The following is a 22,900-nucleotide window of genomic DNA, read 5'->3' as shown; positions in this document are numbered from 1 at the left end:
GTGACTGACAGCGTTGTGGCCTCCGTTCGCGCGCACCTGCTGGGGCAGATCGGGGGACCGGAGCCGACCGCCGCATCGGTGACGTTCCTGGGCGTCGAGCCGCTGGACGTGCTGCGGTTCGCACCCGACGACGAGGATCTGGTTCGCTACGTGACCCTGGGGTGCTCCCGGCACCCGATGGGCGACCCCGGCGAACTGGTGGCCGACCCGCTCCGTGGCCCCCGCGCCGAACTGATCCTCACCCTGCGCGGCGGCGCCGGGGTGGCGTCGGGAGTGGCGCGCACACTCGCGGTCCTGGCGGCGGCGCCGTCGGTGGAAGGGGTGGTTCTCGTCGAGGATGCGCTGCTCGACCTGGGGGAGCCGCTGTGGAAGGACACACCGTTCACCGCCGTGCTGCTCGGTGAGTCGGCCATCCCCGACCTCCCGCTGCCCGAACCCGCGGAGGCCGTGCGGTTCCTCGCGGTCGTGCCGATCACCGGCACCGAGGCGGCGTGGGTCCGACTGCGCGGCGCAGGCGCACTACGCGACGCCTGGGCGGAGGCGGGCATCGACGTCCGCGATCCGCACCGCGGTGCCGCGTCCCTCTAGAGCCAGTGGTTCCGGCGGAACGTGACGAACAGGCCCACCGTCACCGACGCGATCACCAACACCACGCCGTGATAGCCGTACTGCCAATGCAATTCGGGCATGTTGTCGAAGTTCATGCCGTAGATGCCCGCGATCATCGTCGGCACGGCCGCGATGGCCACCCACGCCGAGATCTTGCGCATGTCGGTGTTCTGCTGCACGGCGATCTTGGCGAGGGCGGCATCGACGAGTGAGCTGAGGACCTCGTCGTATTCGGCGATCCGCTCGGCGACGGTGGTGTGGTGATCGAGGACGTCGCGGAAGTAGCGGCGAATCTCCTTCGGCACCGGATTGCCCGGGGATCGCGTCAGCCGGAGCAGCGGATTGGACAGCGGGTTCACCGACTTGCGGAGTTCGACGATCTCGCGCTTGAGAAGGTAGATGTGTTCGACCGCGACGCTGCTGCGCGGACTGAACACCGCCTCCTCCATGCCGTCGACGTCCTCCTCGATGGCCTGGGTGACCTCGAGGTACGTGTCCACCACGTGGTCCGCGACCGCGTGCAGCACCGCGTAGGGGCCAAGGGCGAGCCGCTCCTGGTTCGCCTCCAGCGCATGGCGGACGTTCGCGAGCGGGGAATGGTCACCGTGCCGGACGGTGATGACGAAGTCGGCGCCCACGAACACCATGATCTCGCCGGTCTCGACGATCTCGCTGGCAGTGGCCACCGACTCGTGCGGCACGTAGTTGACCGTCCGCAACACGAGGAACAGGACGTCGTCGTAGCGTTCCAGCTTCGGCCGCTGGTGGGCGTGGACGGCGTCCTCGACCATCAGCTCGTGCAGCCCGAACGTCTCGGCCACACTCTCCATCTGCCCCTCGTCGGGGGCGAGAAGCCCGACCCACACGAACCCCCGACCCTGCTCGCGGACCTCGGCCATCGCGGCCTGGTGCGTGTACTTGCCGGGAAGCCTCGTGCCGTCGACGTACACACCGCAATCCACGATGGCGCGCGCCGTCGGGATGCGGATCCTGGGGGCCGGGTCCTTGTCACCGTTGCGCTGATCCTTGTCGCTGCCGCGCTTGGGGAGCGAGGGCACAGACGGCACCGGGCCCTCCCTTCACCGTCGAGTCGGACATACTGCTGGTGAATCGTACGTCAGCACCCGCTCCGGGCCGGCGGTGTCGCACGACACGCCAGGCTTCCGGGCCGCACGCTCGGACCCCGTGCCGCGACACCTGACAGACTGGTCTGGTGCTCATCGATCTCCACACCCATTCGACGGCCTCCGACGGAACCGACAGCCCGGCGGACCTTGTGCGCGCCGCGGGGGCGGCGGGACTCGACACCGTGGCGATCACCGATCACGACACGACGGCGGGGTGGGCCGAGGCGGTCGCAGCGTTGCCTGCGGGGCTCGCGCTGGTGCGGGGCATGGAGATGTCCTGCGAGGGGCGAGGCGAGGACGGACGCCCGGTTGCGGTGCATCTCCTCGCCTACCTGTTCGATCCCGCGCACGCCGCGTTTGCGCGCGAGAGGGAACGGTTGCGGAACGAGCGGATCGTGCGCATCCGCGCCATGGCGGAGCTCATGATGGAGGACGGTCTCCCCATCGACGCCGACGAGGTGCTCGCGGAAGCGGGACCTGCGGCGGGGCGCCCGCACCTGGCGAGGGCCCTGATGCGCGCCGGTGTGGTCGGCAGCGTCGGTGAGGCGTTCGTGGATCTGCTGGCCCCGCGCGGCCGGTACTTCGTCGACAAGTCGGACACCCCCCTCGACGACGCCGTCCAACTGGTGGCGGAGGCCGGGGGAGTGAGCGTCCTCGCCCACGGTCGGGCCCGCACGAGGGGACGGCTGCTGTCCCTCGATCACGTCCGCGACCTGGCGGGAGCCGGTCTGCACGGACTCGAGGTGCATCACCCCGATCACTCGTCGGACGACGCGCGGGTACTGCAGGAACTCGCCGACGAGCTCGGTCTGGTCGTCACCGGCTCCTCCGACTACCACGGCACGAACAAGGCCATCCGGCTCGGTGAGTTCACGACGGACGCCGACGAATTCGACACCCTCGTATCGAAAGCATCCGGGGTGCAGGTGGTCTCGGCATGAACACGCACGAGTCCGAGCGGTACGACCCCTACGGTCCGACCGTCCCGAGGACGGTGACGGCCACCGAACCGCGACGCAGTCCGCTCGTGGTCCGCGCGCTGCGCGCCCTCAGCGGGGCCGTCGCCGCCGGCGTGGTGATCCTCTGCCTCGTCGTGATCGGCTCCGCCTACGTGGGCGGCGGCCGTGGCTTCCCAGGCCCCGGGGCGATCTCCATCACCGCGCACGTGGTTGCGTCCGTGTTCGTGATCGTGGCGCAGCGGATTTCGGACCGCCGCGACGGTCTCGTCGCCGTGGTCGCATCCGTCGCCGTTCTCGCGGCGGCGGCGCTTCTGCTGGCCACCCAGTGGTGGGGTTGACGGACACTCGGTGCGTTATGTGAAACCGGCTCTCACAGTGACCCGCCGGTAACTTATTCTCACAGGTAGAGGCCAGAAAACGTGAGACATCTGACTGTCGTGGCAATTTGATTGTGCATCGATATTCGTGCCAGACTTAGCACCACTCCGACGTCGGCGCCACCGCCCTTCGGCGGGGGTTTATGGCAGTGTTGCCAGGGCTCACCCGCCCGTGCCATGACGCTTCGGACGTTCTGCGGCCATCGTGATCGCGCACCCCGGAAGCTTCACCCTCAGTTGTCGTTCGTGGAGTAACTGTGAAGATCAGCGCCGATCCTCACGGTTACTTCTCAGTAACCCGGCCCCGAGTGAGCCTGGACTTAGCAGGAGTGTCATCGTGTCCATCGTGTCCGAACCCACCACACCGCAGAAGGTCGAGCTGACCGACGAAGAGATCTTCGCCGGCCACATCGGGGGGAAGCTCTCCGTCGAGACCACGACCGCCCTCGATACGCAGCGCGCCCTGTCCATTGCCTACACACCCGGCGTCGCACAGGTTTCCCGCGCCATCGCCGCCGACGAAACCCTCGCCGACCGGTACACCTGGACCAGCCGCCTGGTGGTCGTCGTCTCCGACGGCTCCGCGGTGCTCGGCCTCGGGGACATCGGCCCGCGCGCGTCCCTTCCCGTGATGGAGGGCAAGTCCGCCCTGTTCAAGAACTTCGCGGGCCTGAACTCGATCCCGCTGGTCCTCGACACCAAGGATCCCGACGAGATCGTCGAAACCCTGATCCGGCTGCGCCCGAGCTTCGGTGCGGTCAACCTCGAGGACATCTCCGCACCGCGCTGCTTCGAGATCGAAAAGCGCGTCATCGAGGCGTTGGACTGCCCGGTCATGCACGACGACCAGCACGGCACCGCCATCGTCGTCCTCGCCGCCCTCAAGGGTGCGGTCAAGGTCCAGGACCGCGACATCCACGATCTGCGGGTCGTCATCTCCGGTGCCGGCGCCGCCGGAGTCGCCTGCGCGAACATCCTGCTCGCCGCCGGGATCGCCGACGTGACCGTCCTCGACTCGAAGGGCATCGTCTCCGCCGACCGGCAGGACCTCAACGAGATCAAGGTCGACCTGGCCGCGCGCACCAACCCGGCCGGCCGCCGCGGCGGCACCGCCGAAGCCCTCGACGGGGCGGATGTGTTCCTCGGGGTGTCCGCCGGGACCGTGCCGGAGGAGCTGATCGCCACCATGGCGAAGGATTCCATCGTGTTCGCGTTGTCGAACCCGGACCCGGAGATCCACCCCGACATCGCCCGCAAGCATGCGGCGATCGTGGCCACCGGACGCAGCGATTTCCCGAACCAGATCAACAATGTGCTTGCCTTCCCCGGCGTGTTCCGTGGCGCCCTGGATGCCGGTGCCCGCCGGATCACCGAAGGTATGAAGCTCGCCGCCGCCGAGGCAATCCTCTCGGTCGTCGGTGACGAGCTGGCTGTAGACAAGATCGTTCCCAGCCCGCTCGATCCTCGCGTCGCCCCCGCTGTCGCGGAGGCAGTCGCCGCCGCTGCTCGTGCAGAAGGCGTCACCGACTAGCGAGAATCCGTCGAGCACCCCGATCCGGAACCCGCACCCACGGTTCCGGTGTCGGGGTGTTTGCCGTTGGGGGACTTCTTCGCTACGACGCGCGCTCGGCGATCTGTTCGGCGCTCGGGTTGCGGCGCAGGCGGCCGGTCCCCGGAACGGACGCCCACACCGCCAGCGCCAGCAGGCCGTCCACGACGAGGGCGAGGATCGTCACGAGCAGCGCACCGACGAGCACCCGGTCGTACTGGCGCAGGGCCAGTCCGTCGAAGATGTAGCGCCCCAGGCCGCCGAGGTTGACGTACGCGGCGACCGTTGCGGTCGCGATGATCTGCAGGGTGGCGTTACGCAGCCCGCCGAGCATGAGCGGCAGCGCATTCGGGGCCTCGACACGCGTGAGGACCTGCCATTCGGTCATTCCCATCGCGCGGGCGGCGTCCACGACCGTTCGGTCGACGTTCGCGACACCCGCGTACGTGCCCGCGAGCACCGGCGGGATTCCGAGGATCACCAGCGCCAGGATCGGCGGGATCAGACCCAGTCCGAGCAGCAGCACCAGGAACGTCAGCAGACCCAGTGTCGGCAGCGAGCGGAGCGCGTTGACGAGACCGACCACGACCACGTCACCCTTGCGCAGATGTCCGATGATCAGACCGATCGGGACCGCGACCACCGCGGACAGTGCAACTGCCAGGAAGCTGTACCAGAGGTGTTCGAGAATGCGGGCGCCGATTCCGGTACTGCCCGACCAGTTACCCGGATCGACGATGTACTCCCATGCGCCGCCGAAGATGTTCACGAAGCCTCCCCTGCGGCCGGGGCCGCCGACTGTCCCGCGACCAGCGGCGTGCGCCGGACCTTCTGCTGCCGGGTCCACGGTGTCAGTGCCCGGCCGACCAGGAACAGCAGCAGGTCGAACGCGAGGGCCAGAACGACGATCGCGATGATCCCGGCGAGAATCTGGTCCGGGTAGTCACGCTGGTAGCCCTGGGTGAACAGGGTGCCGAGACCGCCGATCCCGATCAGCGAACCCACCGACACCAGCGAGATGTTGGTCACGGCCACCACTCGCACGTTCGCGACGAGAACGGGTAGCGCGAGGGGCAATTCGACGGTCAGGGCCCGGCGGAGCCGGGTGAAACCCATCGCGGTGGCCGAGTCGACGACGTCGGCGGGAACGGAGTCGAGGGCCTCGGGCACGGCGCGGATGAGCAGGGCGGTGGAGTAGATCGTCAGCGCGATCACCACGTTGAGCGGGTCCAGGATCTGCAGTCCGACGACGGAGGGGATTGTCACGAACAATGCCAGCGACGGGATCGTGAACGCGATGCCCGCGACGATCAGCGTGATCTTCCGCAGCCAGGACGCACCCCGGATCGCGGTCCCGACCGGGACCGCGATGAGCAACCCGATCAGCAGCGGAACCAGCGCGAGGTAGAGATGGGTCTTCGTCAGGTCGACGACGACCGAGAAGTTGTCGATGAGCCACCGCATGGGATCACGGCCCGTCCGGGGTTGCCGGTTGGGCAGTGAAGTAGTGCTCACCCCTCGCACGATCCTCGGCTGCCCGCTGCTCGGCCAGCTTCGCGATCACCTCGGAGCCGAGGATGCCCCCGGTGACCGCGCCGTCGGCGTCGACGGCCACACCGATGCCCGACGGAGAGGAGATGGCCGCGTCCAGGGCCTGCCGCAGGTCGGCGCCGGGGGAGAAGAGGGATCCACCGGCCGCGGTGCATTCGGAGACGGGCCGACCGGCCCGCGCCCCCTCGACGCCGGTGACGTCGATCCACCCCCGCGGTACGCCCGCGTCCGTGACGACCAGGACCCATTCACCCTGTTCGAGCCGGAGCCCGGGCAACTCCTTCTCGGTCGCCGTCCGGATGGTGTGCAGCGGAACCTGATCTGCCGTCCGGAACGACAGCCCGCGGTACCCGCGGTCGCGTCCCACGAACGAGGCGACGAAATCGGTGGCCGGCGCGGACAGCACCGTGTCGGGCGCGTCGTACTGCTGCAACCGGCCACCCGGTCCGAAGACCGCCACCCGGTCACCGAGTTTGACGGCCTCGTCGATGTCGTGGGTGACGAACACGATCGTCTTGCGCATCTCGGCCTGCAGGCGCTGCATCTCGGCCTGCAGATCTTCGCGGACAACGGGATCGACGGCGCTGAACGGTTCGTCCATCAGCAGGATCGGGGGGTCGGCAGCCAGTGCCCGCGCGACCCCCACGCGTTGTTGCTGCCCGCCGGACAGCTGGCCGGGATAGCGGGACGCCAGCGCCGGGTCGAGTCCGACGCGTTCGAGCACCGCCAACGCGGCCTTGCGGGCGTTGCGTCGTGAGTCGCCGCGCAGCACCGGCACGGTCGCGACGTTGTCGACCACCGTGCGGTGCGGCAGCAGTCCTGCGCTCTGGATGACGTAGCCGATGCCGAGCCGAAGCTTCACCGCGTCGGTCTGGGCGATGTCGCGGCCGTCGACCGTGATCGTTCCCGCGGTCGGGGTGATCATCCGGTTGATCATCCGCATCGACGTGGTCTTGCCACAGCCGGACGGCCCGACGAAGACCGTGAACGATTCGGCGTCGATCTCCAGGTCGAGGCCGTCGACCGCCGTCGTACCGTCCGGGTACTGCTTGGTGACTCCCGAGAATGTGATCACGGCAGGCTCCTCACGAGACCGGCTTGTCGAGCCCCTGGTCCGTCACCCACTGCTTCGCGGCCGCAGCCGGCTCGGTTTTCGCGTCACCCGACACGGAATCATTCAGCGCGACAAGCTCTTCGGTGGTCAGCTTCGCCGACAGCGCGTCGAGCGCCCGGGTCAGCTTGTCGGAGGACTTGGTGGCACGCACCACCGGGACGACGTTCTGCGCCGCGAAGTTGTTCTGCGGATCCGCGAGCACGACGAAACCGTTCTGCGCGATCGCCGGGGACGTCGTGAAGATGTCGGCGGCCGTGATCTGCCCCGACGCGAGGGCGTCCACCGTGGCCGGACCGCCGCCGTCGGCGATCGGGACGAAGTTGTCGGCCGTGATGTCGAGGCCGTACTTGGCCTTCAGGCCGGGCAGGCCACCGGGACGCTCCTGGAACTCGGCGGGTGCACCGAATTTCACCTCGTTCGAGTGCGCCGCGAGATCCGCGATCGAGGTGAGGTTCCAGCGCTGCGCCGTCTCCTTCGTGACGACGACGGCGTCCTTGTCCTCGGCCGGGGCCGGGGTGGTGATCGTCAGCTCCGAGCCGAGCGCGGCAGGCAGCGCGGCGTCCACGTCGGCGGCGCTCGTCGCCGTCGAGTCCGGGTCGAGATACTGCAGCAGGTTGCCCGTGTAATCCGGGATGACGTCGATCGAGCCGTCCTTCAGCGCAGGGATGTAGGCCTCACGGCTGCCGATGTTGAACTTCGTCGTCACATCGAACCCGTTGGCGCGGAGCACCTCGGTGTAGATGTTCGCGACCGTCTCCGATTCGGGGAAGTTCGCCGATCCCACGATGATCGTGTCGGGGTCGTCACCGGATCCCTCGCCGCCGGCGGTCAGGGGGTCGGATCCGCCACCGCACGCCGCGAGCGACACGACGGCCACCGTCGCGAGAGCGATACTGCCCACGGAGCGGCGGGTGAGGCCCGACAGAATTCGTGAGGTGCGCATGAGCGTCCTTCCCGTTGTCACCGGCGCCGGACCTGCCGACGGAAACCGGTGGACGCGTGTCCGCGCCATCGGTTGGCCAGTGTAACGATAGGGGCGGACAGAGCACGGTTTTCGACCAGCTCGAGGTAAACGAAAGGCGCGACGTGGCACACACACGCACAGACGGATCGGCCGAGCGCCCGGCGGCATGGTCCCGGGCACTGATCGCCGCGTCCGCGCTGCTGCTGGTCGCGGGGGTGGTGTCGGGATGCGCAGGCGGTGACACGACCCTCGACGGTTCCGCGGGGCAGGGGACGGGCGAGATCGTGGTGGGTGCGGGTGACGGAGCGGAGAGCCGGATCCTGGCCGAAATCTATGCGGGTGCCCTGCGTTCGACCGGGGCGCCGGTCACCACCGAGGGGGGCCTCGGCGACCGGACCGCGTACCTCGGCCAGCTCGATGCCGGAAACGTCACGCTGGTGCCGGAGTTCACGGGCCGGTTGCTGCGCTACTACGACCCCGAATCGACGGAGACGGAACAGGACGAGGTGTTCGAGGCGTTGAGCAAGGCTCTGCCGCAGGGTCTTTCGATCTCCGACTTCGCGGCCGCCGAGGACGGATCGGCGCTGGCGGTGACCCAGCAGGCGTCGGGGCAGCTGGATCTCACCACCCTGGACGAACTCGTTCCCTCGTGCAGCAGGAGCACAGCCGTGCTCGCCCCGGCGTTCGAGGCCGACGCGCTTCCCGACCTCACCGGCTGCACGTTCGCACAGATTCGGACGGTGGGCGACGACGCCGCCGCCGTCGGCGAACTCGACGCCACGGCACCGGCGGACGGAGTCGTGCGGGTGGCCGGGGTGACCACTGCGTCACCCGCCGTCGCGGGCGCGGACCTGGTGCTGCTGGCGGACGACGAGCACGTGTTCACCGCACAGAACGTGGTGCCGCTGTTCCGGATCGGAACTCTCACCGAAGCCCAGCTGAAGGCGTTGAACGTCGTGGCGGGTGAGCTGACGACCGCGGACCTAGCCGACATGATCGGCCAGGTCCGCGGTGGTGCCGATTCAGCCGACGTGGCGCGGGTGTGGCTCGACGCTCATCTGTGAACCCAGGAACGCGCCGAGTTCCGCGACCGCGTCCGCGGCCTCGCGGACCAGGGACGCCTGCAGGTGGGCAACGTGCCACAGCCGGGCGTACTCGGTGAGGGTGACGTCCACATCCGACTCGTTCAGCTTGTCGACGAACTCCACGATCTGCGGGTAGAGCACCTCGTCCACCCCGACGTGGATCAGTGTCGGCGGCAGTCCCGCCAGATTTCCGTGCAGCGGTGCGTAACCCGGATCGTGTGCGTCCCCGTTGCCCAGGTACTTTTCGGCGGCGTCGAACGACCACGCCGTGTTGACCACGAGATCCCGGTCCCGGGACGTGTCACGCCTGCCTGGATCGACCCACGGAGCGATCAGTGCCAACGCGGCCGGCGTCACACCGTGCCGGTCGATCAGCCGTCGCGCGGTGGCGACCGTCAGGCCGCCGCCCGCCGAATCGCCCGCGATGGCGAGTTGCTCTGTCTCGTAGCCATGTTCGGTGTTCAGCTCCAGGTATGCCGCGACCGCGTCCTCGAGCCCGGCCGGAAACGGATGTTCCGGAGCCAGCCGGTAGTCGAGGGTGTAGACGACGCTGCCGGATTCCCTGGCGAGGTGAGCCGCCAGCGAACGGTGCGTGGCGAGCGAACCGATCGTGTACGCCCCACCGTGCAGGTAGAGCACGGCGGTCCGGCGTTCGGTGGCTCCCACCGTGATTCGCTCCGCCGGCCGCCCGGCCAGCGAGGTCGGGCGGACGACGGCACCTGCAGGCACCTGCTGCAACGGAGCGCCGAGGTCGAGGATCGCCCTCTGGACGGTGTACGGAAGCCGGGCGTTGAGGCCGAGGCGGTAGAACGGCCGGAGGGCCGTCGCGACGACCGGCAGCGGCAGGTGGAAGCTCATCGGTACCTCAGTTCGACTTGGGGAGGACGCGTCCGGCGACGAAAGCAACCACACGCTGGTAGCTCGGCCCGACGAGCCGCACCCAGGCGTCGAGGAACTTGGCGTCGGCGCCGATCAGGACGCGCGGCTTGCTCTTGCGGACACCGTTCACGATGGTCTCGGCCGCCGCCTCCGGAGTGGTGCGTGCGAGTTTCTGGTCGAAGAACTGCGCGAACGTGTCGAGGTCCTCGCCCGGGCCCGCGGTGGCGTTGCGGGCGATGGCCGTCTTGATGCCACCGGGGTGCACGCACGTCACCTTGACGGGGTGCTTGGCGATCAGCATCTCCTGGCGCAGCGACTCGGTGAAACCGCGCACCGCGAACTTCGCCGAGTTGTACGCGCTCTGGCCGGGCATGGACAGCAGACCGAAGAGGCTCGAGACATTCACGACGTGGCCGTCGCCCGACGCGATGAGATGCGGCAGGAAGGCCTTGGTGCCGTTGACGACTCCCCAGAAATCCACGTCCATGATCTTCTCGATGTCCTTGAACTCGGACTTCTCGAACTCACCGTGGTAGGCGATGCCGGCGTTGTTGTACACCTGGTTGATCTTGCCGAAGTGCGCCCGCACCTTGTCGGCGTATGCGAGCACCGCCTCGCGCTGGGTGACGTCCAGGTGATCGGCCTTGACCTCGGCGCCCAGCGCCTCGGCCTGGCGTGCGGTCTCGGCGAGCCCGACCGTGTCCATGTCCGAGATCGCCAGCCTGGCACCCCGGCCCGCCAGGTTGAGGGCGAGCGCCCTGCCGATACCGGAACCGGCTCCGGTGATCACGACTACCTTGCCTGCGAACTCGCTCACTGTGCTGTCACCTTGTCGTCGTCGAGGTCGATCTGTGCCGGGATGGCGGCCGGGCCGGGGGTCGTGCCGTTCACGTGCACCGGTGCAGCCAGATCGGCGGTGGTCACGCTGTCGTACGCGGTGAGGTCGAAGCGCTTCGTCTCGTTCCGGAACTGGAACGTGAAGCCCGGCCACAGCGTGGTGTTGTTGCCGTGCTTGTCGAGGTACCAGCTCGCGCACCCACCGTTGTTCCAGACGCTGTGCGACAGCTTCTCCTGGAGTTCCGCGTTGTACCGGTCCTGGGCGTCCTGCCGGACCTCGATCTTGCCGATGCCGTACTTGTCGAGCGTCTGCAGGGCGTCGACGAGGTAGTTGAGCTGCGACTCGATCATGAAGACCATCGAGGTGTGGCCCAGGCCCGTGTTCGGGCCCACCAGGAAGAACATGTTGGGGAAGTTCGCGATCGCGGCCCCCTTGTAGCCCTGCTGTCCGCCTTTGTCGAAGACGTCGGCGAGCGAGCGGCCGTCCTTGCCGAAGATGCCCTCGAACGTGGGGGAGTCGGTGACGTGGAAGCCGGTGGCGACGACGATGGCATCGACCTCACGGACGGTGCCGTCCTTCGAGACCACCGAGTTGGCCGTGACCTCGGCGATGCCGTCGGTCACCAGGTCGACGTTGTCCTGCGCCAGGGTGGGGTAGTAGTTGTTCGAGATCAGCATGCGCTTGCAGCCGATCTGGAAGTTCGGCGTGACCTTCTTGCGCAGATCCCTGTCCTTGATCTGGCGACGCAGGTGGCGCTCGGCCGCGAACTGCAGCGGCTTCATGAAGACGGGGGCCTTCGCGAGTCCGACGACCTGGCTCTCGCGCATCCAGTAGATCCCGGCGCGGCACAGTTTCTGAAAGCCGGGGAGATACTTGAACGCGGTGTGCTCGAGCTTCGTGTACTCACGGTCCGCCCGGGGCAGGATCCACGGCGCCGTGCGCTGGTACACGTCGAGGTGCGACACCTTCTTGCCGATGGCGGGCACGATCTGGATGGCCGAGGCGCCGGTACCGATGACGGCGACGCGCTTCCCCGCCAGGTCGGCGTCGTGGTTCCAGCGGGCGGAGTGGAAGATCTCGCCCTCGAAGCCTTCGATGCCCTTGATGTCGGGGAGGGACGGCTCGCACAGTGCACCGACCGCAGACACGAGGACCTTCGCGACGAAGTTCCCCTTCGTGGTGGTGACCTCCCAGCGGGTGGTCGACTCGTTCCAGTGGGCGGACTGCACGTCACAGCCGAAGAGGTGCTTGTCGCGCACCTTGTACTTGTCGGCCACCGACTGGATGTACTTCTGGATCTCGGGCTGCGTCGAGAACGACCGAGTCCACTCCGGGTTCAGCGCGAACGAGTAGGAGTACAGATGTGAGGGAACATCACACGCCGCGCCCGGGTACGTGTTGTCTCGCCAGGTACCACCGACGTCGGTGCCGCGTTCGAGCACGAGGAAGTCTGTCTTGCCTGCCTGGGTCAGCTTGATCGCCGCGCCGAGGCCGGCGAACCCGCTGCCGATGATCAGCGTGTCGATGTGCCGGACCCCTGCGGTGGGGGCGGAAGTATCTGTGACGGGGAGACTCATGTAAGAAACAATAGGGCGCTATTGAGGGGCAGTCAATAGCCTATTGACCTTCATTCAGTAGTCTTGTCTCATGGACGTCGTGAAGCGGACCCGTCTCAGCCCCGAACAACGGCGCGCGCAACTCATCGACCTCGGCGCGAAGATGCTGGCGCAGCGCCCGTTGGAGCAGATCTCCGTCGAGGACATTGCCGATCAGGCCGGTGTCTCCCGCGGCCTGCTGTTCCACTACTTCGCCTCCAAACACGACTTCCACCTCGAGATCGTGCGACACACCAGCAGCGAGATGCTCGCCCGCACCGCCCCCGACCCGTACGTCGGGGAAGCGCGGGATCCGATGCAGATCCTGCGCTCGGTGCTCGCGTCCTACGTCGACTACGTCAGCGAGAACCGTGGCACCTACGTGTCGCTCCTGAGGGGGACGGCGAGTGGCGACCCGGACATGCGCGCCGTCTTCGAGCAGACCCGCGCCGTGATGTCCGAACGGACCCTCGAACAACTCCCGGCGATCGGCATCGAGCCCACCAAGGCCGTCGCACTCGCCGTCCGGGGCTGGATCGCCTACGTCGAGGAAGTCACGATCACCTGGCTGCGCGACCCGCACCTGACCCGAGACGAAGTGATCGAACTCAACGTCCAGGCCCTTCCCGCGCTCGCCATCGCCGCCGCACCCGAGATCGCCGCAGCGCTGGTGTCGGCCACCACGACCCGACACCCCTAATACTCGGGGCGCACCCGTAGTACCCGCGGGTGACACCGGTTTCGTTCCCCGGCGTGACGTGGCGACGCATGCGACGTTCCTAGCGTTCTCGTCATGACCACACTCGATCTCCGCTCCCGCGTCGTCGCGTCCCGCCAGGTGCCGCTGGCGGTGATGGTCGCAGCGATGTCCGCCCTCGCGCTGGTGTGCGCCGTCGGACTCGTCGTCGACGACCGGACCGTGCTCGGAGTGTCCGTGTGGCTCAAGCCACTGAAGTTCGCGATCTCCTTCGCGCTCTACGGGGCCACCCTGGCGTGGATGCTGACCCTCCCGCATCGAGGCAGCAGATGGACACGGGCCATGGCGACGGTGTTCGCCGTGACCGGCATCCTCGACGTCGGATTCATCGCGGTCCAGGCCGCGCGCGGAACGTTCAGCCACTTCAACACGTCCGACGACGCCGTCAACACGATCGGGCAGTACGTGTTCATGACCGGTGTCCCCGGACTGTTCGTCGCGAACCTCGTGATCGCCCTGATCCTGCTGTTCCAGCGCGTGGGAGATCGTCCCCTCACCCGAGCCATCCATGCGGGCCTGTTCCTGGCGGTGGCAGGCATGGCACTCGGGTATCTCATGGGATTCCAGGGCCGGCAGTCGACGACCGACGCGAGCGGCCGCGCCGTCGAACTCGCCGCACGGCACAGCGTCGGCGTCACCGACGAGAATCCGGGACTGCCCGTCACCAACTGGAGCACGTCCGGCGGCGACCTCCGCATCCCGCACTTCGTCGGACTGCACGGGCTGCAGGTGATGCTGATCGGCGCCCTCGTCCTGAGCGTTCTCGCGTCGCGGATTCCGTGGCTCCGCAGCGAGGGACCCCGCGCCTCCCTGATGGCCGTGCTGGCGCTCGCCTACACCGGACTGCTCGCCGTGCTCACCTGGCAGGCGTTCCGCGGCCAACCGCTGATCCACCCCGACGCGCTCACCCTCGCCGCCCTCGGCGGACTACTCGCCGCCACCGCCCTCGGAGTCCAGGCCGTGAGGTCCTGGGCAGAGACGGGGCAGCAGGCGCCTGCCTAGAGATGCCGCAGGAAGCGGTCGGGTCCGTCGAGGAACGACCGCCAGTTGCGGACGAGGTCGAGCTGATTCCACTCGGGGAAGTCGATCCCGTCGTCGGTGAGTTCCCAGATCCCGGCGCCGGGCGCGGCGGCGAGCAGGGGAGAGTGCGTCGCCATGATCACCTGCGAACCCTCTTCGGCGAGATCCGCGATCACGCCGAGCAGCGCCAGGCAGGACTGGAACGACAGCGCGGCCTCCGGCTCGTCCAGAATCCACAGCCCCACGCCGATCGGACGGTCGGCGACGTACCGCAGGAACGACTGACCGTGCGAGAGCTGGTTGAACGACTGATCGTCGTTTCGGGGCCGTGACTCGTCGGCCGCACCGAACAACGAATGCATCGACTCGGCACGCAGGAAACACCCGCCGTACGGCTGCGGCCGGGCGCCGACACACGTGAGATGAGTGCCGAGGTCCGCGTCCTCGGGGCTGGATCCCGCCGACCACAACCGGTCCTGCGCCCCGCGGAACCCGCCCTGCCAGGCCGCGGCGATCGACTCGACGAGCGTCGACTTCCCGACCCCGTTCTCACCCACGATCACCGTGACGGGCCGCTCGAATGCCAGCCCGTTTTCGCACAGTTCCGCCACAGCGGGCAGGTCCAGATACCACGAAGCCGGGTCGAATCCGCTCCGTGGAGTGAACTCGACCCGGCTCAGTGGCAGATCAGTCAATCAAACGCTCAGCTGAACGCTTCGTCGATGATCTCCTGCTGTTCCACAGCGTGCACCTTGCTCGAACCCGAGGACGGTGCCGACATCGAACGACGCGAGATGCGCTTGATTCCGGACAGCTTGTCGGGCAGCAACTCGGGCAGAGCGAGACCGAAGAACGGCCACGCACCCTGGTTGGCCGGCTCCTCCTGAACCCAGCGGAACTCGGTGGCGTTCGGGTAGCGGTCCAGCGTCTCGCGGAGACGACGGCTCGGAACCGGGTACAGCTGCTCGATGCGGACGATCGCGATGTCCTCGCGGTTGTCCTTCTGCTTCTTCGCCAGCAGTTCCCAGTACAGCTTGCCGCTGACCAGGAGGACACGACGCACCTTGTCGCGTTCGGCGTCGCCCGTCTCGTACGTGGGCTCCTCGAACACCGAGCGGAACTTGCCGGTGGTGAAGTCCTCGACGTCGGAGACCGCAGCCTTGTTCCGCAGCATCGACTTCGGTGTGAAGACGACCAGCGGGCGGCGGATTCCGTCGAGCGAGTGACGACGCAGCAGGTGGAAGTAGCTGGCCGGGGTGGACGGCACGGCCACGGTCATCGAACCCTCGGCGCACAACTGCAGGAAGCGCTCGATACGACCGGACGTGTGGTCGGGACCCTGACCCTCGTGGCCGTGCGGCAGCAGCAGCACGACGTCGGACAGCTGGCCCCATTTGGCCTCACCGGACGAGATGAACTCGTCGATGATCGACTGCGCGCCGTTGACGAAGTCACCGAACTGCGCCTCCCACAGCACGAGCGCGTCCGGGTTGCCCACGGAGTAGCCGTACTCGAAGCCGACGGCGGCGAACTCGCTGAGTGCGGAGTCGTAGACCAGGAACTTGCCGGGGTTCTCGCTGCCCAGGTTCTGCAGCGGGGTGTACTCGGCGCCCGTCTTGCGGTCGATCAGGACCGAGTGACGCTGCGTGAACGTGCCGCGCTTGGAATCCTGGCCGGACAGGCGAACCATCTTGCCCTGGTCGACCAGCGAACCGAACGCGAGCAGCTCGGCGAAGGCCCAGTCGATCTTGCCTTCGCGGGACATTTCGCGGCGCTTCTCGATGACCGGCTTGACGCGCGGGTGCACGGTGAAGCCCTCGGGCACGTTGACGAACGCGTCGCCGATCCGCTCGAGCACCGAGTCGTCGACGGACGTCTTCAACTTCGTGGGCAGCACCTGGTCGAGCTCGACCGACTCACTGGGCTCCGGCGTGTACTTCTCGAGTTCGCGAACCTCGTTGAACACCCGTTCCAGCTGGCCCTGGTAGTCGCGCAGTGCGTCTTCGGCTTCCTTCAGCGAGATGTCGCCGCGGCCGATCAGGGATTCGGTGTAGCTCTTACGAACGCTGCGCTTGGTGTCGATCACGTCGTACATCGCCGGCTGCGTCATCGACGGGTCGTCGCCCTCGTTGTGACCGCGACGGCGGTAGCAGATCATGTCGATGACGACGTCCTTCTGGAACTTCTCCCGGAAGTCGACAGCGAGCTGGGCGACCCAAACGCAGGCCTCGGGGTCGTCGCCGTTCACGTGGAAGATCGGCGCGCCGATCATCTTCGCGACGTCGGTGCAGTACTCGGACGAACGCGAGTGCTCCGGGGCGGTGGTGAAGCCGACCTGGTTGTTGACCACGATGTGCACGGTGCCGCCGGTGCGGTACCCGCGCAGCAGTGCCAGGTTCAACGTCTCGGCCACGACACCCTGACCGGCGAACGCGGCGTCGCCGTGCAGCATGAGCGGCAGGACGGTGAAGCCGTCCTCGCCCTTGTCGAGGATGTCCTGCTTGGCGCGGACCAGGCCCTCGAGGACCGGGTCGACCGCCTCGAGGTGCGACGGGTTGGCCGTCAGCGACACGGTGATGTCGTTGTCGCCGAACATCTGGATGTACGTGCCCTCGGCGCCGAGGTGGTACTTCACGTCGCCGGAGCCGTGCGCGGCCGCCGGGTTCATGTTGCCCTCGAACTCGGTGAAGATCTTCGAGTACGGCTTGCCGACGATGTTCGCGAGAACGTTGAGGCGACCGCGGTGCGGCATGCCGATGACGACCTCGTCGAGCTGGTGCTCGGCGGCCTGGTCGATGACGGCGTCCATCATCGGGATGACGGACTCGGCACCCTCCAGGGAGAAGCGCTTCTGCCCGACGTACTTGGTCTGCAGGAACGTCTCGAACGCCTCGGCAGCGTTGAGCTTGCTCAGGATGTACTTCTGCTGAGCGACCGTGGGCTTGACGTGGTGCGCCTCGACCCGGTCCTGCAGCCACTGCTGCTGCTCCGGCTCCAGGATGTGCGTGTACTCGACGCCGACGTGGCGGCAGTACGCGTCGCGCAGCACGCTGAGCACGTCGCGCAGCTTCATCTTCTCCTGGCCGTGGAAGCCGCCGACCTTGAACTCGCGGTCGAGGTCCCACAGGGTCAGGTCGTGCGTGCGGACGTCGAGGTCCGGGTGGCTGCGGAACTTGTCCTTGACGAACTGCAGCGGATCCGTGTCGGCCATGAGGTGACCACGGTTGCGGTACGCGGCGATCAGCTCGAGAACACGGGTGTTCTTGTCGACGGCGCCTTCGGGCACGTCCTTGCGCCAGCGGACCGGCTCGTACGGGATGTGCAGCGCGTGGAAGATCTCGTCGTAGAACTCGTCGCTGATCAGCAGGTTGTGGATGGTCCGGAGGAAGTCGCCGGACTCGGCACCCTGGATGATGCGGTGGTCGTACGTCGAGGTCAGCGTCATGAGCTTGCCGACGCCGATCTCGGCGAGGCGCTCGTCGCTCGCGCCCTGGAACTCGGCGGGGTACTCCATCGCGCCGGCACCGATGATGGCGCCCTGGCCGTTCATCAGTCGCGGCACGGAGTGCACGGTGCCGATGCCGCCGGGGTTGGTGAGTGAGATGGTGACACCCGAGAAGTCCTCGGCGGTGAGCTTGCCGTCACGCGCGCGCCGGACGATGTCCTCGTAGGCGCTGTAGAACTGCGTGAAGTTGTGGGTGTCGGTGTTCTTGATCGCGGCGACGACGAGGGACCGGCTGCCGTCCTTGCCCGGCAGGTCGATGGCCAGACCGAGGTTGGTGTGTGCGGGGGTGACCGCGTTGGGCTTGCCGTCGATCTCGGCGAAGTGCCGGTTCATGTTCGGGAACGCCTTGACCGCCTGAACGATCGCGTAACCCAGCAGGTGCGTGAACGAGATCTTGCCGCCGCGGGTACGGGCGAGGTGGTTGTTGATGACGATCCGGTTGTCGAACATCAGCTTCGCAGGGATGGCGCGAACGCTGGTGGCGGTCGGAATGGCCAGCGAGGCCGACATGTTCTTGGCGACGGCAGCAGCTGCGCCGCGGAGAACCTTCGACTCCTCCACTGCAGGCGCGGGAGCGGACGCCTTCGCGTCCTTCGCCGCGGTCTCCTTCGCGGGTGCGGCCTTCTTGGGGGCCTCGGTCTTCGGGGCAGCAGCCTTCGGAGCTGCACCGTTGGGTGCAGTCTTCGGCGCGGCGCCGTTGGCCGCCTTGGTCTGAGGCTTGGGTGCGGTCTCGGACTCGGGAACCGGGGGAGTCGACGCCTTGGCGGAGGGAGCGGCAGCAGGTGCGGCGGTGGTGGTGCCGTTCGTGCCTTGTCCGTTGGCTGCGCCTGCCTTGGCGGCGGCGTCGGGAGAGTAATCCGTCAGGAATTCGTGCCAACTCGCGTCCACGGACGACGGATCGTCCTGGAAACGCTGGTACATCTCGTCAACCAACCACTGGTTCTGTCCGAACTGGGATGTAGAGCTGCTGCTCACGGCAGGTGTTCGCCTCGTTTCTATTTCGGTACCCGATCAGAGCGCCTATATACATGAGACTAGCCCTCGCGTGTGACGTGTAGATCGCCAGGCCTGCACGTGTGAGCTGTCTCACGGCCAACCGATGGGGTCACCATCGATGACGGTTCTCGCCCCGCGATTATTCCCCGACCCGGTCTCCGCCGCATCCCACAGTCCCGAATAGTGGCCACCGGCATAGCGCAGGGTGGCGTGCGATCCGGTTTCGACCACCCGCCCCTTGTCGATGACGAGGATCACATCTGCCCGGGCCGCGGTGGCCAGTCGGTGGGCCACCACCACCGACGTCCGGGTGCGGGTCACACGGCTGCTCGCCTCGAGAACTACCTGCTCGGTGGCCGGATCGAGCGTCGCGGTCGCTTCGTCGAGCAGCAGTAGATCGGGGTCGACCAGCTCGGCCCGGGCGAGCGCGATCAGCTGGCGCTGGCCCGCCGACAGTCCCTGCCCGCGCTCGCCGATGGGGTGATGCATCCCACCCCGGAATCCGGCGATCGTGCCCAGCGCTCCGACCGCGCGGGCGGCGTCCTCGATCTCCTCGCGGCTCGCATCCGGGCGGCCGTACGCGATATTCGTGGCGACGGTCCCGGTGAACAGATGAGCTTCCTGGGGGACGACGCCGAGCCGTCCGCGGTACGCGCCGAGCGGGTACCGGCGGAGGTCCACGTCGTCGACGAGCACCGCGCCGGACGTCGGGTCGTAGAACCGGGCGAGCAGTTTCACGATGGTCGACTTGCCCGCGCCGGTCCGGCCGACCAGGGCGACGGTGGTGCCGGCGGGGATGTGCAGATCGATGTCGGTCAGGGCGTCGCTGTCCGCGCCCTGATAGCGGAACCCGACGTCCCGCAGGCACAGCTCGCCGCGCAGGTGCCCGTGGATCGGCTGGAGGTTCTCGCGCGAGGTCGCCCGCTCGATGGAACTGGGTGTGCGGAGCAGATCCCCGATCCGGAGCAGACCCACACTGGCCTGCTGGTACCCGTCGAACACCTGCGACAGCTGCTGGATGGGCCCGAACAGCAGCCCGAGGTACAGCACGAAGGCGACGAGCGTCCCGGTCGTCGTGTCGCCGCCCGCCACCTGGCGCGCACCGACGAACACCACGGCGGCCAGGGCGAGGTCCGAGAGGAACGCGATGAACGGGAAGTACAGCGAGATCGCCCGCTGTGACCGCATCCGGCTGCGCCGGTAGCTGTCGGCCCGCTCGGCGAACCGGCGGGCGGCGAACCCTTCGCGGCGGTACGCCTGGGCGGCCCGGAGCCCGGCGATGTTCTCCTGGAAGTCGGCGTTGACGAGCGAGATCCGCTCACGCGAGACCGTGTACGCCACCGAGGAGATCCGGCGGAAGATCAGCGTCGCGACGACGAGCGGTGGGATGACGGCGAGCGCCACCAGCGCCAGCGTGACGTCGGTGGCGACGAGGGCGACGGAGATGCCGAGGACCGTCAGGACACTCACCACGGCGGTGGACATCCCCGTCTGGATGAACGACGACAACGCGTCGACGTCGGTGGTCATCCGGGTCATGATGCGGCCGGACAGTTCGCGCTCGTAGTAGTCGAGCCCGAGCCGCTGCAGGTGGGCGTAACTGCGCACCCGCAGCCCGAACAGCACACGTTCCCCCGCCCGGGCAGTGAGGACCGTCATCAGGGCGACGACGAGCCAGCCGGCGACCACGAGGGCGACGCCGACCCCCGCCGCGGTCCAGAGCGTGGCGGAGTCCTGCGGGACGACACCGCGGTCGATCGCGAACCGGACGATCGAGGGGAACGCGATCCCGGCGAGCGAGTCGAGCGCGAGGCAGACGACGACGGCGACGAGGAGGGCGCGGACCGGTCGCAGGATCCGCGACAGCCGGAAGCCGGGCTCGGGCAGGCGCAGGTTCCGGGTGTCGATGCCCGGGCTCTCGACGGCGGGCGGAAGGGCATTCACGGCCTGCCGGAGTTCCGGGGTCGCGGCCACGTTGCCCAGCGCTCCCGCCATCGGTCCGCCTGCGGCACGGCCGCCGCCGGGGCCCGCGCCGGGAGCCGGGGTGCGGCCGGACGAGGCGGACGCGACGGGCACGTCCCACTCCTCGGCGTCCTCCGGCCACAACTCGGACTCGGACGGCATGCGCTGATACGGCATCGGCTCGCTCGGGGCGGGGACGCTGACGTCGATGGGACCCGCGCTGTCGGGGGAGGAGAACAGTGCGCGGAAGAGCGGGCACCGCTCGTCGAGTTCGGCCACCGTCCCGGAATCGATGATCCGTCCGCCGTCGAGCACGGCGACGCGGTCGGCGAGCGACAGTGTCGAACGGCGATGCGCCAGTATCAGCGCCGTCCGGCCGCGATTCGCGCGCAGCGCCGCGAAGATCGACGCCTCGGTGGTGGCGTCGACGGCGGAGGTCGCGTCATCGAGGATCAGCACCCGCGGGTCGGTGAGGAGTGCGCGTGCCAGCGCAATCCGCTGCCGCTGCCCGCCGGAGAGTGTGAGACCCCGTTCGCCGACCACGGTGTCGTAGCCGTCCGGCAACGCGGAGACGAATTCGTCGGCGGCGGCCATGTCGGCGGCGGCACGGATCTCCTCGGCGCTGGCGTCGGGCCTGCCGAGGGCGATGTTGGCCGCGATGGTGTCGGAGAAGAGGAACGGCTCGTCGAACACGAGGCCGACGGCTTCGCGCAACTGCTCGGCGCTCAGGTGTGCGACGTCGAACGACTCGCCCCCCGACGTGAGGGACACGGAACCCGAGGACGGGGCGTAGAAGCGGGGGAGCAGCAGTGACAGCGCGGTCTTGCCGGAGCCGGCCGTCCCGACCACCGCGACCGTCTCGCCGGGCGCGATGCGCAGGTCGAGTCCGCGGAGGATGTGCCGATCCGATTCGAATCCGAACGTGACCGAGCGCAGATCCACACCCAGCGGTCCGCCGGGCAGTGCGGTGGGGTGCGGCGGGTCCGCGACCTCCGGTTCGGCGTCGATCACCTCGTACACGCGCTCGACGGCCGCCCTGGACAGCTGGGCCATGATCACGACCGACGACAGCGTGCGGGTGACGCCGGTCATCGTGGCGACGTACGTGGCGAAGGCGAGGAACGTGCCGATCGTGATGGCGCCGTGGAGGGCGAGGTAACCGCCGACCGCGATGACGCCCACGAGACCCAGCTGGGGCAGTGCCGCCATGGTCGGCGCGAAGCGTGCATTGATCCGGGCGGCCCGCAGGCGTTCGGCGTACAGCGTGCGGCTGTGGTCTTCGAGCTGGTCGACGGCCCGGCGCTCCTGGCCGAACCCCTTGACGACGCGGACCCCGGTGACGGTCTCCTCGACGTGCTGTGCGAGGTCGGCCGCCCGCTGCTGCGCCGACCAGGTGGCCGCGAACAGTTTCGGGCGCATCGCGTACACGACGAGGCACACCGCGGGGACGATCACCAGCGCGACGACGGTCAGTAGCGGTGACAGCCAGGCCATGATGCCGAGCGCGAGGACGAATTGGAGCAACGCGCCTGCCGACAACGGGACCATGGCGAGCAGGCCCTGCACCAGCTGGAGGTCGGTGATGGACCGGGAGACCACCTGGCCGGTGCGGATCTGATCCTGCCCCCGCCCGTCGAGCCGTTGCAGCGCACCCAGCAGGCCGAGCCGCAGGTCGTGCTGGACGTCGAGCGACAGCTTCCCGGCGAGCATCCGGCGGCCGTACTGGCAGCCGAAGCGGACGCACGCGAGCAGTGCGATGAGCAGCGCGGCGATGCCGATCACGTGAGTGATGCGACCCGAGCCGGCGGCGTCGACCGCGTACTTGGTGAGGAGGGGGAACGAGATGTCGATCCCGGCGGCGACGACCGTCACGGACAGGGCGCCGAGTGCGACGCGGCGGTGCGCCCAGCACTCACCGCTCAGCCGTCGAATCCAGCCCGGCCGTGCCTGATCTTGCTCCAGCGTCTGCTCCCGTTCGATCACCGAACCGGACGCACTCTCACTTGCCACTGG

The 22,900-nt window shown here is 68.1% G+C and carries 18 protein-coding genes; 7 read left to right on the top strand and 11 right to left on the bottom strand.

What is annotated here, in order from left to right; genetic code table 11:
- Complete coding sequence (locus OYT95_RS06585; protein ID WP_268791019.1) at positions 1-588, top strand: suppressor of fused domain protein; 588 nt, start codon at positions 1-3, stop codon at positions 586-588.
- Here the strand turns inward: OYT95_RS06585 and corA are convergent.
- Complete coding sequence (gene corA / locus OYT95_RS06580) at positions 585-1,676, bottom strand: magnesium/cobalt transporter CorA (protein ID WP_037244390.1); 1,092 nt, start codon at positions 1,674-1,676, stop codon at positions 585-587. The two genes, OYT95_RS06585 and corA, sit on opposite strands and share 4 nt — an antisense overlap.
- 146 nt (positions 1,677-1,822) lie before the next feature.
- Between corA and OYT95_RS06575 the strand changes: the two genes are divergently transcribed.
- The 3 genes from OYT95_RS06575 to OYT95_RS06565 all read left to right on the top strand — a co-directional run bounded on the left by OYT95_RS06575 (position 1,823) and on the right by OYT95_RS06565 (position 4,603).
- Positions 1,823-2,677 carry a PHP domain-containing protein gene (locus tag OYT95_RS06575; protein WP_037244392.1) on the top strand — a complete coding sequence of 285 codons (855 nt, stop codon included), beginning with the start codon at positions 1,823-1,825 and terminating at the stop codon, positions 2,675-2,677.
- A complete protein-coding gene (locus OYT95_RS06570) occupies positions 2,674-3,033 on the top strand; it encodes a hypothetical protein (protein ID WP_112302140.1) in 360 nt (119 codons plus the stop codon). Before OYT95_RS06575 ends, OYT95_RS06570 begins: the two co-directional genes overlap by 4 nt.
- Positions 3,034-3,409: 376 nt before the next feature.
- On the top strand, positions 3,410-4,603 hold the full coding sequence (locus tag OYT95_RS06565; RefSeq protein WP_037244400.1) for an NAD(P)-dependent malic enzyme: 1,194 nt from the start codon (positions 3,410-3,412) through the stop codon (positions 4,601-4,603).
- Positions 4,604-4,685: 82 nt separating this feature from the next.
- Here OYT95_RS06565 and OYT95_RS06560 read toward each other — a convergent pair whose 3' ends face one another.
- From OYT95_RS06560 to OYT95_RS06545, 4 genes are read right to left on the bottom strand one after another with little or no spacing between them, the layout of a single operon-like run.
- Positions 4,686-5,390 carry an ABC transporter permease gene (locus OYT95_RS06560; protein ID WP_005253728.1) on the bottom strand — a complete coding sequence of 235 codons (705 nt, stop codon included), beginning with the start codon at positions 5,388-5,390 and terminating at the stop codon, positions 4,686-4,688.
- Positions 5,387-6,085 (bottom strand): ABC transporter permease, encoded by a 699-nt coding sequence (locus OYT95_RS06555; RefSeq protein WP_005239327.1) that lies wholly within the window; start codon positions 6,083-6,085, stop codon positions 5,387-5,389. The genes OYT95_RS06560 and OYT95_RS06555 overlap by 4 nt, the downstream gene beginning before the upstream one ends.
- A 4-nt stretch (positions 6,086-6,089) precedes the next feature.
- Positions 6,090-7,247, bottom strand: a complete 1,158-nt coding sequence (locus OYT95_RS06550; protein ID WP_112302142.1) for an ABC transporter ATP-binding protein — start codon at positions 7,245-7,247, stop codon at positions 6,090-6,092.
- Between the two features lie 10 nt (positions 7,248-7,257).
- Positions 7,258-8,229, bottom strand: coding sequence for an ABC transporter substrate-binding protein (locus tag OYT95_RS06545; protein WP_112302143.1), 972 nt, complete (start codon positions 8,227-8,229; stop codon positions 7,258-7,260).
- 143 nt (positions 8,230-8,372) lie between these two features.
- Between OYT95_RS06545 and OYT95_RS06540 the strand changes: the two genes are divergently transcribed.
- Positions 8,373-9,314 (top strand): ABC transporter substrate-binding protein, encoded by a 942-nt coding sequence (locus OYT95_RS06540; protein ID WP_268791018.1) that lies wholly within the window; start codon positions 8,373-8,375, stop codon positions 9,312-9,314.
- Here OYT95_RS06540 and OYT95_RS06535 read toward each other — a convergent pair.
- Genes OYT95_RS06535 through OYT95_RS06525 form a run of 3 tightly spaced genes read right to left on the bottom strand, consistent with a single transcriptional unit; the run spans position 9,273 to position 12,629 of the window.
- A complete protein-coding gene (locus OYT95_RS06535; protein ID WP_128639185.1) occupies positions 9,273-10,193 on the bottom strand; it encodes an alpha/beta hydrolase in 921 nt (306 codons plus the stop codon). The genes OYT95_RS06540 and OYT95_RS06535 overlap by 42 nt on opposite strands.
- 7 nt (positions 10,194-10,200) lie before the next feature.
- Entirely contained in the window at positions 10,201-11,031 is an 831-nt protein-coding gene (locus OYT95_RS06530) for an SDR family NAD(P)-dependent oxidoreductase (RefSeq protein ID WP_268791017.1), read from the bottom strand.
- A complete protein-coding gene (locus OYT95_RS06525) occupies positions 11,028-12,629 on the bottom strand; it encodes a flavin-containing monooxygenase (protein ID WP_268791016.1) in 1,602 nt (533 codons plus the stop codon). The genes OYT95_RS06530 and OYT95_RS06525 overlap by 4 nt, the downstream gene beginning before the upstream one ends.
- Positions 12,630-12,699: 70 nt before the next feature.
- Here OYT95_RS06525 and OYT95_RS06520 point away from each other — a divergent pair, with 70 nt between their 5' ends.
- Positions 12,700-13,347 (top strand): TetR/AcrR family transcriptional regulator, encoded by a 648-nt coding sequence (locus OYT95_RS06520; protein WP_268791015.1) that lies wholly within the window; start codon positions 12,700-12,702, stop codon positions 13,345-13,347.
- 93 nt (positions 13,348-13,440) lie between these two features.
- Positions 13,441-14,406 carry a hypothetical protein gene (locus tag OYT95_RS06515; protein ID WP_268791014.1) on the top strand — a complete coding sequence of 322 codons (966 nt, stop codon included), beginning with the start codon at positions 13,441-13,443 and terminating at the stop codon, positions 14,404-14,406.
- On the opposite strand, the gene OYT95_RS06510 is transcribed toward OYT95_RS06515, so the two are convergent.
- From OYT95_RS06510 to OYT95_RS06500, 3 genes are all read right to left on the bottom strand, one after another.
- Positions 14,403-15,119 carry an AAA family ATPase gene (locus tag OYT95_RS06510; RefSeq protein ID WP_128639183.1) on the bottom strand — a complete coding sequence of 239 codons (717 nt, stop codon included), beginning with the start codon at positions 15,117-15,119 and terminating at the stop codon, positions 14,403-14,405. The two genes, OYT95_RS06515 and OYT95_RS06510, sit on opposite strands and share 4 nt — an antisense overlap.
- An 8-nt stretch (positions 15,120-15,127) precedes the next feature.
- The gene (locus tag OYT95_RS06505) at positions 15,128-18,850 is read right to left on the bottom strand and encodes a multifunctional oxoglutarate decarboxylase/oxoglutarate dehydrogenase thiamine pyrophosphate-binding subunit/dihydrolipoyllysine-residue succinyltransferase subunit (protein ID WP_409372256.1); all 3,723 of its coding nucleotides are present in this window, start codon (positions 18,848-18,850) and stop codon (positions 15,128-15,130) included.
- Positions 18,851-19,015: 165 nt separating this feature from the next.
- The gene (locus OYT95_RS06500) at positions 19,016-22,897 is read right to left on the bottom strand and encodes an ABC transporter ATP-binding protein (protein ID WP_268791013.1); all 3,882 of its coding nucleotides are present in this window, start codon (positions 22,895-22,897) and stop codon (positions 19,016-19,018) included.
- Between the last annotated feature and the right edge of the window lie 3 nt (positions 22,898-22,900).

Source organism: Rhodococcus sp. JS3073 (genome assembly GCF_026810085.1).
In the GTDB taxonomy this organism is placed as follows: domain Bacteria; phylum Actinomycetota; class Actinomycetes; order Mycobacteriales; family Mycobacteriaceae; genus Rhodococcus_F; species Rhodococcus_F wratislaviensis.
This window is presented reverse-complemented; position numbering and strand designations above follow the sequence as displayed.

Bases quoted from the DNA above. Each gene is read 5' to 3' on its own strand.
- OYT95_RS06515 (WP_268791014.1), top strand. From the start codon at position 13,441: ATGACCACACTCGATCTCCGCTCCCGCGTCGTCGCGTCCCGCCAGGTG.
- OYT95_RS06535 (WP_128639185.1), bottom strand. From the start codon at position 10,193: ATGAGCTTCCACCTGCCGCTGCCGGTCGTCGCGACGGCCCTCCGGCCG.
- OYT95_RS06570 (WP_112302140.1), top strand. From the start codon at position 2,674: ATGAACACGCACGAGTCCGAGCGGTACGACCCCTACGGTCCGACCGTC.
- OYT95_RS06505 (WP_409372256.1), bottom strand. From the start codon at position 18,850: ATGTACCAGCGTTTCCAGGACGATCCGTCGTCCGTGGACGCGAGTTGG.
- OYT95_RS06525 (WP_268791016.1), bottom strand. From the start codon at position 12,629: ATGAGTCTCCCCGTCACAGATACTTCCGCCCCCACCGCAGGGGTCCGG.
- OYT95_RS06555 (WP_005239327.1), bottom strand. From the start codon at position 6,085: ATGCGGTGGCTCATCGACAACTTCTCGGTCGTCGTCGACCTGACGAAG.
- OYT95_RS06545 (WP_112302143.1), bottom strand. From the start codon at position 8,229: ATGCGCACCTCACGAATTCTGTCGGGCCTCACCCGCCGCTCCGTGGGC.
- OYT95_RS06520 (WP_268791015.1), top strand. From the start codon at position 12,700: ATGGACGTCGTGAAGCGGACCCGTCTCAGCCCCGAACAACGGCGCGCG.